Below are 14045 nucleotides of genomic sequence, written 5' to 3'. Positions count from 1 at the left end.
GGCCTTGACCCGGCCGCGGAACTGAAAGAATAGGAACCATGACCTCCAGCATGCCTCGCAACGAGGAACTCTTTGACCGTGCCCGCCAGCTGATGCCCGGCGGAGTCAACTCGCCCGTCCGCGCCTTCGGCTCCGTGGGCGGGACGCCGCGCTTCATGGTCTCCGCCAAGGGCCCCTACCTGACCGACGCCGACGGCGCCGAGTACGTGGACCTGGTCTGCTCCTGGGGCCCGGCCCTCCTGGGACACGCCCACCCGGCCGTCCTGGCGGCCGTGCACGCCGCCGTCGACCGCGGCCTGTCCTTCGGCGCTTCCACGCCGGACGAGGCAAACCTCGCGGCCCTGGTCAAGGAGCGCGTCCCGGCCGCCGAACGCGTCCGGATGGTCTCCACCGGCACTGAGGCGACCATGACGGCCGTCCGGCTGGCCCGCGGCTTCACCGGCCGGAACCTCATCATCAAGTTTGCCGGCTGCTACCACGGCCACCTCGACGGCCTCCTCGCCGCGGCAGGTTCGGGCCTGGCAACCCTTGCGCTGCCCGGCTCGGCCGGCGTCACGGCCGCTACGGCCGCCGAAACGCTCGTCCTGCCGTACAACGACCTCGACGCCGTCGAAGCCGCCTTCGCCATGCACGGGCCCAGCATCGCGGCCGTGATCACCGAAGCGGCGCCCGCCAACATGGGCGTCGTCACACCGGGGGAGGGCTTCAACGCGGGGCTCTCCCGGATCACCCGCGAGCACGGCGCCCTGCTGATCCTCGACGAGGTCCTCACCGGTTTCCGGACCGGCTACTCCGGTTACTGGGGCCTGACCGGCGGGGCGGCCGACGCCGCCGAACCCTGGGCCCCTGACCTGCTGACCTTCGGGAAGGTCATCGGCGGCGGCATGCCGACGGCAGCCCTCGGCGGCCGGGCGGAGGTCATGGACTACCTCGCGCCGCTCGGCCCCGTCTACCAGGCCGGCACCCTCTCCGGGAACCCGGTGGCGATGGCCGCCGGCGTCGCGACCCTGACCCACGCCACGCCGGAGGTGTACTCGTTCGTGGACGCCCGTTCGCTGGAGCTTTCCGGGGCCCTGTCCTCGGCCCTCGATGCGGCCGGCGTCGACCACTCGATCCAGCGCGCCGGCAACCTGTTCTCGGTTGCGTTCGGCACCTCGGCCCGCGGGGTCCACAACTATGACGACGCCCAGGGCCAGGAGGTCTTCCGCTACGCGCCGTTCTTCCACTCCATGCTGGACTCGGGCGTCTACCTGCCGCCGTCGGTCTTCGAGGCCTGGTTCCTCTCGGCCGCGCACGACGATGCGGCGATGAACCGGATCTTCGACGCCCTGCCGGCCGCGGCGAAGGCCGCCGCCGCCGCGCAGGCTTAAGCGCGCTTCCCCAAGCACACGGCGTGCGACGCCGTCGTGCCCAAACGACTGATGGCACCCGCAACAGCGGGTGCCATCAGTCGTTTAACGCCGGCAACGCTGAACGCCGGACCGGCGAAGGGTTAGAGGACGTCCGCCAGGAATCCCTGCAGCCGTTCCGTGCGCGGGTTCGTGAAGATCTGTTCCGGCGCACCGGACTCCACGACGACGCCGCCGTCCATGAACGTCACGGTGTCCGAAACGTTGCGGGAGAACCCCATCTCGTGCGTGACCACCACCATGGTCATGCCGCCCTTGGCGAGGTCGGCCATGAGCGCCAGCACGCCCTTGACGAGCTCCGGGTCCAGGGCGGACGTGGCCTCGTCAAAGAACATCACCTCCGGTTTCATGGCCAAAGCCCGCGCTATGGCCACGCGCTGCTGCTGCCCGCCGGAGAGGTTGGCGGGACGGGAATCGGCCTTGTGCTTGAGTCCGACCAGGTCCAGCTGGGCGAGAGCTTCCTCCCGCGCCTGGTCCTTGGACATCCCGCGCAGCTTCCGCAGCGCCAGGGAGACGTTCTCCGCCACGGTCTTGTGCGGAAACAGGTTGAACTGCTGGAAGACCATCCCGATCCGCCGGCGCAGTTCGTCCGGGTTGTCCTTCAGCACCGAACGGCCGTCGAGCAGAATGTCACCCTGCTCGGGCTCAATGAGCCGGTTCATGACCCGCAGGAGCGTGGACTTGCCCGAGCCGGAAGGCCCGATCACGGAAGCCGTGGATCCCTTCTCGACGTGCAGGTCGATGCCGCGCAGGACGCGGTTCGACCCGAAGGACAGGTGGATATTCTGTGCCGTCAACGATCCGGAAACGAACTCGCTCATGCCTGGGCTCCCTTTCCGACGACGGCAGCTGCCTCGTCCGGTTCTTTCTTTTCCGGCCGGCCCGAGCGCAACCGCCGGTCAATCCAGTTCACGAAGTGGGTCAACGGCACGGTCAGCGCCAGGTAGAACACCGCTGCCGCCACGTAGGGGGAGAGGTTTCCGCTGGTGGACGCCGCGTCCTTGCCGATCTGGAAAATCTCGCGTTCCGACGCCAGCAGGCCCAGCATAAAGACCAGGGAGGACTCCTTGATCAGGGCGATGAACTGGTTGACCAGGGCAGGAAGCACCCGCCGGACACCCTGGGGCACGACCACCAGGCGCATGGCCGGGCCGTAGCCGAACCCCAGGGCCCGGGTGGCTTCAAGCTGTCCCTTGTCCACGCTCTGGATACCGGAGCGGAAGATCTCGCCAATGTAGGCGGCCGACATCAGGGATAACGCTGCGATCGCCATCGGGTACGGGCTGGTGGATCCGGTCATCTGCCGGACAATCGGCCCGAACCCCAACCCGATCACCAGAATGGTGAGGATGGGCGGCAGCCCCCGAAGCACGTCGGTGTAGATGCGCGCGACCCAGCGGGCGCCGGCGTTCCGGGAAATCCCCATCAGGGCAAGCAACATGCCGAGCACTGTTCCGATGACGCCTGACGCGACGGCCAAAACGAGCGTGTTCGGAAGCCCGACGGCGAACATTTTGGGGAGGACGGCGCCGATCGCCTTCCAGTCCAGGAAGGTCTCGGAGAGCAATGTGAGGAAATCCATGGAGCGCCCGGGTTACTTCGCGGCGACCTGGACGGCTTTGCTGCCCGGCTTCCAGCCCTGCGGCGTCTGCTCCTTAGCGGTGGGCCGGTCCGTGTACCACTGGGCCGTGAGCTTGGTCCAGGTGCCGTCAGCAATGACGGCGTCGAGGCCGGCGTTCAGGGCGTCAATCAGCGGCTGGTTGTCCTTGTTGACCGCGTAAGCGGTGAAGTTCTGGGTGTTGACAACCTTTTCGGCGATCTTGGTGTTGTCGCCATCCTTGACCTGGCCGGTGGCCTGCTGCGAAGGAGCCACCCAGGCGTCGACCTGGCCGGACTTCACGTTGGCGTACACGGTGTTGTAGTCCGGGAACCGGACCGGTTCGAGCTTGAGCGTGTTGGTCACGTAGTCGTCCTGGACAGTGCCCTGGACGACGCCGATGCGGACGCCGTCCTTGAGGTCGGCGAAGCCTTTGACCTTGGCGTCGCTCTTGGTCACGACGGCCATGTAGCCGAAGTCGTAGCCGTTCGTGAAGCCGACGGTTTCGCGGCGCTTGTCGGTGGTGGAGATCGAGGAGGATCCGACGTCGAACTGCTTGTTCTTGACCTGGGAGAGCAACGCGGAGAAGTCGGTGGAAGCGAACTCGACTTTGAGTCCCAGCTTGTCGCCAATGGCCCGGAGGAGCTCGTTGTCGTAGCCCGTGAACTTGCCCGCCGGGTCGATGAAGATGTTCGGCGGGGCGTCGGACAGGGTGCCGACCCGCAAGGTGCCGCCAGTGATCAGGCCCAGCTTCGACTTGTCGATCTTGTCGAGCGGGGTGACCTCCTTGGTGGTGTACTTGTCCAGTGACGTCTGGTCACTGCCCTGGAGGGCATCCGTGGGTGAGCCCGTTGACTGTGCGGCGCCGCCGCCGCACGCTGCGAGGGAGGCCGCCATGGCGATTGCCACAGGAACGGTTGTCAGCCACTTCAAGGCTTTGCTTTTCATCGCGCAATCACTTTCGTCCGAAGTTCGGTGGGCCGCGCGGAACCTCTCGGTTCCCGGCCGTCTGCTGGCGCGCCGGGTAGGCAGGCGCACCGCGAAAGATAATTGTGTCACCCGGCGCCGGGGACACTTCAATTCGAATTAATCGTCACGCAAGAGGGCTCGGGGCGAATTATCTTCCACGTTCCCGTGGGCAGCGCACGCTTCCGAGAGAGCCGCCTGCCCCGGGCGAAATCATCGCCCGGGGCAGGCGACGCGGCGGCGTCCGCCGGGGGGTGTGGGTTACGTCTCAACGGCTGGATTTGCCGGTAACTGTGGGCTAAACCAGCCGTCGCGCCGGCCAAGGTTTCGTTTTAAGAAGCCGGCCGTTCCGCCGCTGCAGCTGTCCGGCGGCCTAGAAGTCGCCGCGGCTGGCGTCCTCCGGCGGCAGGACCGGCCACTCGCCTTCGATGACGGCGGCCGGTTTGGTCTTGCGCAGGTACGTCTGGAAGTCAGCGGCCTGCGCGGAGGCCCATTCGACCTGGAGCTGGTGGAGGTGGGTTGCGGGCATCCTGAGCTTGGGGAACTTCCCGGCCATGGCGTCGAGCATGCGCAAGGTGGCCAGGGCGTCGGCCGCGGATGTGTGCGCGTTCTCGAGGCTGACGCCGTATTCCTCGCACAGGGCCGTGAGGGTGCGCTTGCCTTTGCGGTAGCGGTCCACCTGCTTGTTCATGATGTACGGGTCCAGGACCGGGAAGCGGTTCAGCTGCGGGACGCCGTAGCGGGCCGATTCGGCGGCGAGGACCGTGAAGTCGTAGCTGGCGTTGAAAGCGATGACGGGCACATCGGCATCGAAAAGTTCCTGGAGCACGGCTGCGAGCTCACGGGTCACCTCCGCTGCGGGCCGGCCGTCGCGGCGCGCCTGTTCGGTGGTGATGCCGTGGACGTCGCTGGCTTCCGTTGGAATGTCCACGCCCGGATCGGCGAGCCACTCATGTTCCTTGATGACCGCGCCGGCGGAGTCCACCACGGTGACCGACGCCGTCACGATCCTCGCGGCGCGGGAATTCCGCCCGGTTGTCTCGAGGTCGAAGGCTGCGCGGGGGAGGGTGTTCCAAGTGCTCATGCTTCAACGCTACCTGCTGCCTCTGACAGTTCCTGCCCGACAGGCCCACACCGCATCGTGGTCACGTCGCGCTCCTTCCGGGGCCCGGCATGGGCCGAATGTGACCTCGCGCCACGGTTCCGGCGACTAGGCTGGACCGATGCGCACCGAGTATGTAGAAGCAGTGCTGGAGCTCGTGGCTTTGGTCCCGGCCGGCGCAGCGGTCGCGTACGGGGATGTCGCGGAACTGCTCGGCTCCGGAGGACCCCGTCAGGTCGGTTCGGTGATGAGCCACTACGGCAGCGCGGTGCCCTGGTGGCGGGTTCTCAAGGCCAGCGGTGACGCCCCGCCCGGGCATGAGCGAGAGGCCCTGGCACTGTATGTGGTCGAAGGCACCCCGCTTCAGGGCAGTCACGCCGAATACCTTCGTACCGGCGAGGGACGATGGCGCGTTGACCTCCCGGCGGCCCGGTGGAGGCCCTCGGAGGACGAATTCGACCGGATCGATTCCATTGCGGGGCGGCTGGACGCTGCGCTCCATGGTGAGCTGCAAAAAAATGTCGGCACCGGATGATGAAATGACTGTGTGAGTACCCCCAGCCAACGTCCGGAATTCCCGCTGTCCAAAGCAGGCGGATCCCGTCCCCGGCCCCCCGGTTCGGGGTTGCGCCTGCTGCCGCCCAGGACGCTACACAGCGCCGTTCCGGCGCTGACGGCGGACCAACTCGCCGCCGTCGACGTTCCGCACGGGTCCGGACCCGTCCTGGTGCCCGGGGCGCCCGGCACCGGCAAATCGACCGTCCTGGTGGAGGCCGCCGTCCGCCGCGCGCAGCGCGATGGCCTGGATCCCGAGCGGATGCTCATTCTGGCTCCGGGACGGCTCGCCGCTGATTCGCTCCGGGACCGCTTCACCGCCCGGCTGGACCGGAGCCTCAGCACGACGCCGGCCCGCACGTGGGCGTCGTACGCCTTCGATCTCATCCGGCGCGCCAAGGCCGAAGGCATCCTGCCCCTCCCGCGTCCGCCGAAACTGCTCTCCGGTCCGGAACAGGACCTCATCATCAAGGAGCTGCTGGAAGGCCACATGCAGCCTGGCCTCGATCTGCCGTGGCCCGGGGACCTGGGGCCTGCCCTGCAGACGCGGGGGTTCCGCCAGGAAGTCCGACAGCTCTTTGACCGGATCATCGAATCCGGGCGGACCGCGGAGGACCTGGTGGTCCTCGCCCGGGCCTGCAGCCGGCCCGACTGGGTGGCCGCCGCTGCCCTTTACGCCGAGTACCGTGACGTCCTGGATCTTCGGATGCCCGAAGCCTTCGACCCCGCCGGCATCATCACGGCCGCGCGGCAGATCTTCCAGGACGAGCCCGGCTTCCTGGCCGCGGAGCGGGACAGGCTCCAGCTGATCCTGGTCGATGACATCCAGGAAGCGAATCCCGCCGTCTTCGAACTGCTCGCGGACATCGCGGCCGGCAAGGACGCCATCATCACCTCGTCCCCGGACACCGTGGTCCAGGGCTTCCGCGGGGCCAGGCCGGACCTGGTAGCCGAACTGCCCGTGTTGCTGGCCCCCGCCGGCGGCACCGTCCTGGAGCGCCCGCTCTTCTCCGCCCACCGCCACGCTCCCGCCGTGGCGGAGGCCTGGCAATCGGTGGCCGTGCGCATCTCACGCCGCGCCGGCGGCCAGTCCGCACGCCGGCTTGAACAGCCCCGCCCGGCTGCCTCAGCTGAAGCCGGCGCAGGCAGCGTCGAGGCGCATCTGCTTCCGTCCCCGGCCCACGAACTGCGATACGTGGCGCAGCGGATCCTGGAAGCCCAGCTGAACGACGGCCGTGACTTCGGCGAAATCGCCGTGATCGTACGCAACGGCGGCCAGCTCAGCCAGCTGCAGCGGTACCTCGCCGGCCAGGGGATCCCGGTCCGGGTCCCGGTGGCCGATTCGGCCGTCAGGGATGAGGTCGCGGTGCGTCCGCTGCTGGAGGCCTACGCGGTGGCACTGGACCCGGCAGTGCTCACCCCGGAGTCGGCTGTTTCCCTGCTCACCTCGCGCATCGGCGGAGCGACATCAATCGAGCTGCGGCGGCTGCGCCAGTCCCTGCGGCGGGAGGAGATCCTGGGCGGCGGTGGCCGCACCAGCGACGCCCTGCTGGTGGAGGCGTTGCTGGAGCCGGGAGCCCTGGCGACGCTTGGCATCGAGGGGCAGGCCGCCCGCAGGATTGCCCGCATGATCCGGGCCGGCCGGGACGCGGCCGTGGCGCCCGGCGGCAACGCCGAAACGGTGCTGTGGGCGCTGTGGCACTCCACCGGCCTTGCCGGCCGCTGGACCGACGCCGCCCTTGCCGGCGGCACGGCCGGAGCCCGGGCCGACCGGGACCTCGACGCCATGATGGCGCTGTTCCACACCGCGGAACGCTTCGTGGACCAGCTGCCCGGTTCCGGGCCCGAGCAATTCCTGGAATACCTGCTGAGCCAGGAACTCCCCATGGACACCCTCGCCGCGCGGGCACAGCTGGAGGACGCGGTGGAACTCATGACGCCCGCCAGCGCCGCCGGGAGGGAGTGGCCGGTGGTGATCATCCCAGGGCTGCAGGAAGGCGTGTGGCCCAACACCCGGCTGCGCGGCGAACTGCTTGGCAGCACCGTGTTCGCGGACGCCGTCGAACACGGCGTGGAGTACGCGCTGCAGCTGGACCCGCTCAGCCGGTTGCGCGAAATCCGTTACGACGAGCTGCGGAGCTTCTCCACGGCCGTCTCCCGCGCCAAGGACGTGCTGATCTGCAGCGCCGTTTCCTCGGAAGACGAGCAGCCGTCCTCCTTCCTGGACTATGTGGCTCCGCTGCGCCCGGACCAGGACCGTCGCGGCTTCACCCCGGTGGAGCGTCCCCTTACCCTGCGGGCCCTCGTGGCCGAGCTGCGCCAGTACGCCCAGCTGGATGCCGCCGCTCCCGAATCCCGCGAGGCCGCTGCGGTGCTGGGCGCCCTGGCCTCGGCGGAGCCAGCCGTTCCGGGGGCCCATCCGGGGAGCTGGTGGGGGCTCGCGCCGCTGTCCTCGGACACGCCCGTGGTGCCCCCGGGCAGTATCGTGTACGTCTCGCCTTCCAAGGTGGAGACCGTGCAGAAGTCGCCGCTTGACTGGTTCGTCCAGGCCGCCGGCGGCGAGGCGGCGACGGACTTTGCCCGCAGCCTGGGCACACTGGTCCACGCAATCGCCCAGGACCTCCCGGACGCCTCGGGCGGCGAATACGTCGCTGAACTTCTCCGGCGCTGGCCCGCCCTCGGCATGAAAGACAACTGGGAGGGAAAGCTGGACTTCCAGCGCGCCGAATCCATGGTCCGCAAACTGGCCCAGTACGTCCTCGTCATGCGCAGCCAGGGCCGCAGCCTGCTGGGCGTCGAGCAGGACTTCGAAGTGAAACTCGCTGACCTCCCGGCGAACACCGGCGCTGCGGGTGCCGCACCGGATTCCGGCGAGGACTCCTGGCCGGCACGGCCCGCCGTGTTGCGGGGCCAGGTCGACAGGCTGGAGATCGACGCCGAGGGCCGCCTGGTCATCGTGGACCTCAAGACCGGCAAGAGCCAGCCCGGCAAAACGGATCTCGAACGGCATCCGCAGCTCGGCGCCTACCAGGCGGCGGTGCTGGCCGGCGGGTTTTCCGGCGCGGATGATGGTCCGCCGCCGCTCCCTGGCGGCGCGGTCCTGGCCCAGCTCGGCACCGGGACCAAGAGCCCGGGCATCCAGGCCCAGGCCCCGCTGGACCCGCAGGATAACTGGGCTCTGGGCATGGTCAACGACGCCGCCAAGGTGATGTCCGGGAACACGTTCGAAGCCCGCCACGATCCGTCCAAGGGGGGCCACGGCGGCCACGGCTGCCGGCTCCCTGAAGTCTGCCCGCTGTGCGCGCGCGGAAAGCAGGTTACTGAATGACCACCGACGTCCAGCCGGCGGGCGTTCCGGCACCGCCCCCGCCGGCACCCCCGGCCATTCTTCCCGACCCCAGGTTTACCCCCGAGGAATTGTCCGCCATGCTGGGGGAGAAGAACAGCCCCACGGCCGAACAATCCTTGATCATCTCTTCGCCTCTGTCGCCACGGCTGGTCATCGCCGGCGCCGGTTCGGGAAAGACCGCCACCATGGCCGACCGGGTGGTGTGGCTCGTAGCCAACGGCTGGGTCAGGCCGGAAGAAGTGCTCGGCGTGACGTTCACCCGCAAGGCCGCCGGCGAACTCGCCTCCCGGATCCGCGCCAAGCTGGCCTCCCTGCAGCGGATCGCCGCGGCGGACCCGGAGCACAAGATCTTCCCCGCCGGACTGCTCAGCAACGACGCCCTCGAACCCAAGGTCTCCACCTACCACTCGTACGCCAGCGGCATCGTCTCCGACTACGGCCTTCGGCTCGGCGTCGAACGGGACGTGGTGCTTCTCGGCGGGGCCCAGTCCTTCCAGCTTGCCAGCGAGGTCGTGGAGGCGTTCGACGGCGACTACGAACACTTCCGGTCCGCCAAGTCCACCCTCGTCAAAGCGGTGATCCAGCTCGCCGGGGAGTGCTCGGAGCACCTCCGCGACCCCGCAGAGGTCCGGGCCTGGGTGCTGGAGCGGGTCTCCGCGTTTGAGGCACTGCCCTACCTCGCCACTGCCAGGAAAAACCCCAGCCAGGCCGCGGGGGAACTCAGCGGCATGCTGCGCACCCGGGCAAGCGTCGCGGAGATGGTGGACCGATATTCCGAAGCGAAACGGGCCAGGGGGGCCCTGGACTTCGGCGACCTCGTGGCTCTGGCGGCCAGGGTTGCCAACGAGATCCCGGTCGCCGCGCAGATGGAACGCCAGCGCTACAAGGTGGTGCTGCTGGACGAGTTCCAGGACACCTCCCACGCCCAGCTCGTGCTGTTCTCGAGGCTCTTCGGCGACGGCCACGCCGTGACCGCCGTGGGGGACCCCAACCAGTCCATCTATGGCTTCCGCGGCGCGTCGGCCGGGCAGTTGTTCCATTTCGTCCGCGAATTCCCCCTCCGCGTCACCCGTGACAACACCGGGCGGAATAATGCCGGCGGAGACGACTCCTGGGCGCCCGCGGCGGGCTCGCCCGCGACAGACGCGACAGGTGGCGTGCCGCGCCTTGCCGTCGCCCCGACGTCGTACCTGACCACGGCCTGGCGCAACGGCCGGAACATCCTCTCCGCTGCCAACCTCATTTCCGCGCCCCTCAGCAAGACCGCGGCCCATGCCGGTGCCCCGGGTGCCAGGGACACCGCAGACTCCGTTGAGGTGCCGCCCCTGCAGCCAAGCCCGGCCGCCGTCCAGGGCAGGGTCGTGATGGGCCGGTACGCCACGGACGTGGCCGAGGCCGCCGCGATCGCCGGGGACGTCCTGAAGTTCCGCGTGACCGACTTCGACGCGTCGCCATCGGCCGGGTCCCTACCACCGGCGATGGCCGTGCTGTGCCGGCGGAGGGCCCAGATGGAATGCATCCGCCGCGAGTTCGAGGCCCGCGGCATCCCCTACGAGATCGTCGGCCTTGGCGGCCTGCTGGACACCCCGGAGATCATCGATCTTGTCGCGACGCTCCGCGTCCTGGCCGATCCCGGCCGCTCGGACTCCCTGATGCGCCTGCTGGCCGGTGCACGGTGGCGGATCGGCCCGGCGGACCTGATGGCGTTCCGGGACTGGTCCAGCTTCCTCGCCCGTCGCAGAGGCCGCCCCGGCAGCCCGGACACCGGCGACACAGGTGACTCCGGCGACACCGTAAACGAGGCTGCCGACGCCGTGATCGAAGGCGACCTCACCGATGCCGCCAGCCTTGTCGAGGCACTGGACTGGCTGCCCCGCGAGGACTGGACGTCGGCGCACGGGCGCAGGCTGACGCCCGCGGCCCTGGACCGGCTCCGGCGGCTTTCGGCCGAGCTCCGGCAGCTGCGCACGTACATGGGCGATGACCTCACCACACTGCTCGGCGAAGTGGAACGGGCCATGCTCCTGGACATCGAAGTGGCGGCGCGGCCGGGGACCAGCATCCACCAGGCACGCCGGAACCTCGACGCTTTCCAGGATGCGGCCGCCGGATTCCTGCACACGTCCCAGCGGATCGACGTCCTGGCCTTCCTCGCATGGCTCGAGGCAGCAGCGGCCGAGGAAAACGGGCTCGATGCCGCCGCGGCGGAAGTGAACCATGAGGCGGTCCAGCTCCTGACGGTCCACGCGTCCAAAGGCCTGGAATGGGATGTCGTCTTTGTGCCCGGACTCAACGCCGGCGCATTCCCGAGCAGCCGGGACTCGCGCTGGAGCAGCGGAAGTGCAGCACTGCCGTGGCCGCTGCGCGGTGATCGCGCCGACCTGCCGCAATGGGACCTGGACCAGCCGGACCAGAAAGGCTGGCTCGACGCCGAGAAGGAGTTCAAGTCAGCGGTCCAGACCCACGGGGAAGCCGAGGAACGGCGGCTGGCCTATGTGGCCTATACCCGTGCCAAGCACGTCCTCTGGATATCCAGTGCCGCGTGGGTGGGGTCACGGGCCGGCATGGCGGGGATGTCGCCGTTCCTGGCGGAACTGGAGGTCCTCTCCGCCGACGGTACCGCGGAGATCCACCCCCTGTCCGTGAGCGAGGAATTGCTGCCGGAGGAGAGCCCATTGACCGCCGAGCTTGAGGTCGCCGTCTGGCCCTACGACCCCCTGGAAGGCCCGTACGACCCGCGGACGGGGACGCGGCTGCGGCTGGTGCCGGGACGGCGTGCCGCCATGGAATCAGCGGCGGAGCGGGTGCTGCGGATCCTGGGACCGGACGAGCCCGGCGCCCTGGCCGGCGCCCTGAACGGCCCTGCGGACGACGGCGGACACCGTCACCACCTCCGCGGCCCTGCGGCGGGGTGGGCCAAGGAGGCGGCGACGCTGCTGGACCGCCGGTCCCGGCGGACGACTATGCAGGATGTCCACCTGCCTGGACACATTTCCGCGTCAACGCTGGTGGATCTTGAGGACGACGCGGGCTCCGTCGTGGCCCGGCTGCGGCGGCCCGTTCCGCGCGAACCGGGGATGTCGGCACGCAAGGGCACAGCCTTCCACGCCTGGGTGGAGGGGTACTTCGGCGCCGCCGGCATGCTGGATCTCGGCGAGGCGGCGGGCTCAGATGACCATATCGACGAGGCCTACGGTCTCGATGCCATGGTGGAAACCTTCCGCCAGTCCGAGTGGGCCCACCGCGCGCCAGCCTTTGTCGAAGTTCCCGTCGAGACCAGGATTGGCGAGGTCGTGGTGCGAGGCCGGATTGATGCCGTATTCCGGGATGCCGACGGCAGCTGGGACCTGGTGGACTGGAAAACCGGCCGCCGTCCCTCGGCCGCCCAGCTGAAGGTCAAGGCGGTCCAGCTTGCCGTGTACCGCCTGGCCTGGTCCCGGCTCAAGGGTGTCCCGCTCGAGGACGTCCGGGCCGCGTTCTACTATGTGGCCGACAACCAGGTGGTCCGCCCCCACGATCTTGGGTCAGCGGAAAGGCTGGAGACCATCGTCGCCGCTGCCCTGGGCGTGACGTCGGCGCCCGCGGGCGGCACCTAGCGCGACCGGGCAGAGCAACGCGCAGCCCGGTGTGGGCAAACCGGACTAGAGGGACTTCGCCTCAACGATGGTGATGGCCGCCGTTGAGGCGTCCTCGCCGGGATGCGGCTGTATGACAGCGATCGACTGCGTCGAGGTGTCCTCCGAAACACGGTCGGCCGTGCCGCTGGCGGCCGTGCCGGCTGCTTCGGTACCGCTGGCGTCATTCTTCCCGTCTTTCCCGTCGCCGGGGATCGGCGTCACGTGTACGGCGGGCATGGCGTTTCCGGCGGCAACCGCGTCCGGTCCGGAGACCGGATCCGCGGCGGGCACGGGAACCGGGAGAACGGTTACTTTGCCCACAGCCGGGACTGACGGGCCGGCCGGGACTCCCGGGACCGCCGGAACTGCAGCGCCGCCAGCGTTCTGCTGGTTTTCGGGCGCCGGGACAGGCCGGGGGAGGGGTTCCACGCTGATCGGTTGGCCGCCGTGTTCCGCGACGTCGTCGGCAAGTGCGGTGAGCATGGACTCGGCCTCATGGATCATGTCCTGGTCTCCGGCGGCGAGCCCCTTGACCAGGTACTGCGCCAGCGCGAATTCTGCGGACAATGCCGCCCGCCGCAGCAGGTGGGTGTCGGGCGCGTCCTTCCGGCTGGCGGTGTAGTGTTCCAGCACGGCGTCCACGAAGGCCTGCTCGTTTGAGGCGACCAGCCAGGCCATGTCGTCGGCCGGATCGCCGATGCGGAGGTCGGTCCATCCGGTCACGGCGGTCACGCGGTCGCCGTCGACCAGGAGGTTGTCCTCGTGCAGGTCGCCGTGGACCACGCACGGGTTGAAGCGCCACAGCGACACGTCCTCCATGGCGTGTTCCCAGCGGCGCAGCAGCAGCGGCGGGATCTTGCCGGTCGTGGCGGCCTGGTCCAGCTCGTTCAGGCGGCGCTGCCGGAACTCGTTGGGCGTGTAGCTAGGCAGATCGGCGTTGCTGACCAGTGACCGGGGGAGGTCATGGATCGCGGCGAGGGCTGTGCCGATTTCGGCGGCCAGGGCGGCGGATCCGCCGCTCAGCTCCTCGACGGAGCGCGTGGCCCCCGCGAGGTGCGAATACACGAAGGTGCTCAGCTCACCCTGCCTGACGGTTCCGGCGACCGTGGGCATCAGGAACGGCAGCTCCGCCCGGATGCCGGGGACAAAGGCGCGCAGCACCATGAATTCCGTCTCGAGGCGTGCACTGGCTTCGGCGTGGCGGGGGGAGCGGACGCGCCAGCGTTTGCCTTCGGAGTCGAGGAGAAGGGCGGAGTCGAAGTCCGCCGGATCGTCGGGCGCAGAGCTGACGGCGGTCGGGGTCAGGCCGGGGACCGCCGCGGTTGCTACAGCTGCCAGTTCGATTGGTTTTCTTCTCACGCTTCCACGGTAGATTGAGCGGCGCATAAGACAGTGAGGCACCACGGCGAGTCTCCAGATCGGGAATAAATACCGGAGAGCGTTTTGTTGG

General features: G+C 69.0%; 9 protein-coding genes. 4 read left to right on the top strand and 5 right to left on the bottom strand.

Going from position 1 to position 14045, the window contains the following annotated elements; all coding sequences use genetic code 11:
* The first annotated feature begins 38 nt into the window (after positions 1 to 38).
* Entirely contained in the window at positions 39 to 1370 is a 1332-nt protein-coding gene (gene hemL / locus AC1DCZ_RS08740; protein ID WP_476974224.1) for a glutamate-1-semialdehyde 2,1-aminomutase, read from the top strand.
* A 122-nt stretch (positions 1371 to 1492) separates the two neighbouring features.
* Here the strand turns inward: hemL and AC1DCZ_RS08735 are convergent, their stop codons facing one another.
* The 4 genes from AC1DCZ_RS08735 to AC1DCZ_RS08720 all read right to left on the bottom strand — a co-directional run bounded on the left by AC1DCZ_RS08735 (position 1493) and on the right by AC1DCZ_RS08720 (position 5056).
* A complete protein-coding gene (locus AC1DCZ_RS08735; RefSeq protein ID WP_476895210.1) occupies positions 1493 to 2230 on the bottom strand; it encodes an amino acid ABC transporter ATP-binding protein in 738 nt (245 codons plus the stop codon).
* Positions 2227 to 2991 carry an amino acid ABC transporter permease gene (locus tag AC1DCZ_RS08730; protein WP_476974223.1) on the bottom strand — a complete coding sequence of 255 codons (765 nt, stop codon included), beginning with the start codon at positions 2989 to 2991 and terminating at the stop codon, positions 2227 to 2229. Before AC1DCZ_RS08730 ends, AC1DCZ_RS08735 begins: the two co-directional genes overlap by 4 nt.
* A gap of 12 nt (positions 2992 to 3003) precedes the next feature.
* Positions 3004 to 3954 (bottom strand): ABC transporter substrate-binding protein, encoded by a 951-nt coding sequence (locus AC1DCZ_RS08725; protein ID WP_476974222.1) that lies wholly within the window; start codon positions 3952 to 3954, stop codon positions 3004 to 3006.
* A 391-nt stretch (positions 3955 to 4345) separates the two neighbouring features.
* Positions 4346 to 5056, bottom strand: coding sequence for an exonuclease domain-containing protein (locus AC1DCZ_RS08720; RefSeq protein ID WP_476895213.1), 711 nt, complete (start codon positions 5054 to 5056; stop codon positions 4346 to 4348).
* A 139-nt stretch (positions 5057 to 5195) separates the two neighbouring features.
* On the opposite strand from AC1DCZ_RS08720, the gene AC1DCZ_RS08715 reads away from it, so the two are divergent.
* The 3 genes from AC1DCZ_RS08715 to AC1DCZ_RS08705 are packed head-to-tail and all read left to right on the top strand — an operon-like array spanning position 5196 to position 12574.
* Positions 5196 to 5609, top strand: a complete 414-nt coding sequence (locus tag AC1DCZ_RS08715) for an MGMT family protein (RefSeq protein WP_476974221.1) — start codon at positions 5196 to 5198, stop codon at positions 5607 to 5609.
* A 45-nt stretch (positions 5610 to 5654) separates the two neighbouring features.
* The gene (locus AC1DCZ_RS08710) at positions 5655 to 8957 is read left to right on the top strand and encodes an ATP-dependent helicase (protein ID WP_476974274.1); all 3303 of its coding nucleotides are present in this window, start codon (positions 5655 to 5657) and stop codon (positions 8955 to 8957) included.
* Positions 8954 to 12574 carry an ATP-dependent helicase gene (locus AC1DCZ_RS08705; RefSeq protein ID WP_476974220.1) on the top strand — a complete coding sequence of 1207 codons (3621 nt, stop codon included), beginning with the start codon at positions 8954 to 8956 and terminating at the stop codon, positions 12572 to 12574. The genes AC1DCZ_RS08710 and AC1DCZ_RS08705 overlap by 4 nt, the downstream gene beginning before the upstream one ends.
* Before the next feature lie 45 nt (positions 12575 to 12619).
* Here AC1DCZ_RS08705 and AC1DCZ_RS08700 read toward each other — a convergent pair whose 3' ends face one another.
* Positions 12620 to 13954, bottom strand: coding sequence for a macrolide 2'-phosphotransferase (locus AC1DCZ_RS08700; protein WP_476974219.1), 1335 nt, complete (start codon positions 13952 to 13954; stop codon positions 12620 to 12622).
* Between the last annotated feature and the right edge of the window lie 91 nt (positions 13955 to 14045).

Source organism: Arthrobacter sp. 10N418 (genome assembly GCF_056394725.1).
This window is presented reverse-complemented; position numbering and strand designations above follow the sequence as displayed.

Bases quoted from the DNA above. Each gene is read 5' to 3' on its own strand.
- AC1DCZ_RS08720 (WP_476895213.1), bottom strand. From the start codon at position 5,056: ATGAGCACTTGGAACACCCTCCCCCGCGCAGCCTTCGACCTCGAGACA.
- AC1DCZ_RS08735 (WP_476895210.1), bottom strand. From the start codon at position 2,230: ATGAGCGAGTTCGTTTCCGGATCGTTGACGGCACAGAATATCCACCTG.
- AC1DCZ_RS08715 (WP_476974221.1), top strand. From the start codon at position 5,196: ATGCGCACCGAGTATGTAGAAGCAGTGCTGGAGCTCGTGGCTTTGGTC.
- AC1DCZ_RS08705 (WP_476974220.1), top strand. From the start codon at position 8,954: ATGACCACCGACGTCCAGCCGGCGGGCGTTCCGGCACCGCCCCCGCCG.
- hemL (WP_476974224.1), top strand. From the start codon at position 39: ATGACCTCCAGCATGCCTCGCAACGAGGAACTCTTTGACCGTGCCCGC.
- AC1DCZ_RS08725 (WP_476974222.1), bottom strand. From the start codon at position 3,954: ATGAAAAGCAAAGCCTTGAAGTGGCTGACAACCGTTCCTGTGGCAATC.
- AC1DCZ_RS08730 (WP_476974223.1), bottom strand. From the start codon at position 2,991: ATGGATTTCCTCACATTGCTCTCCGAGACCTTCCTGGACTGGAAGGCG.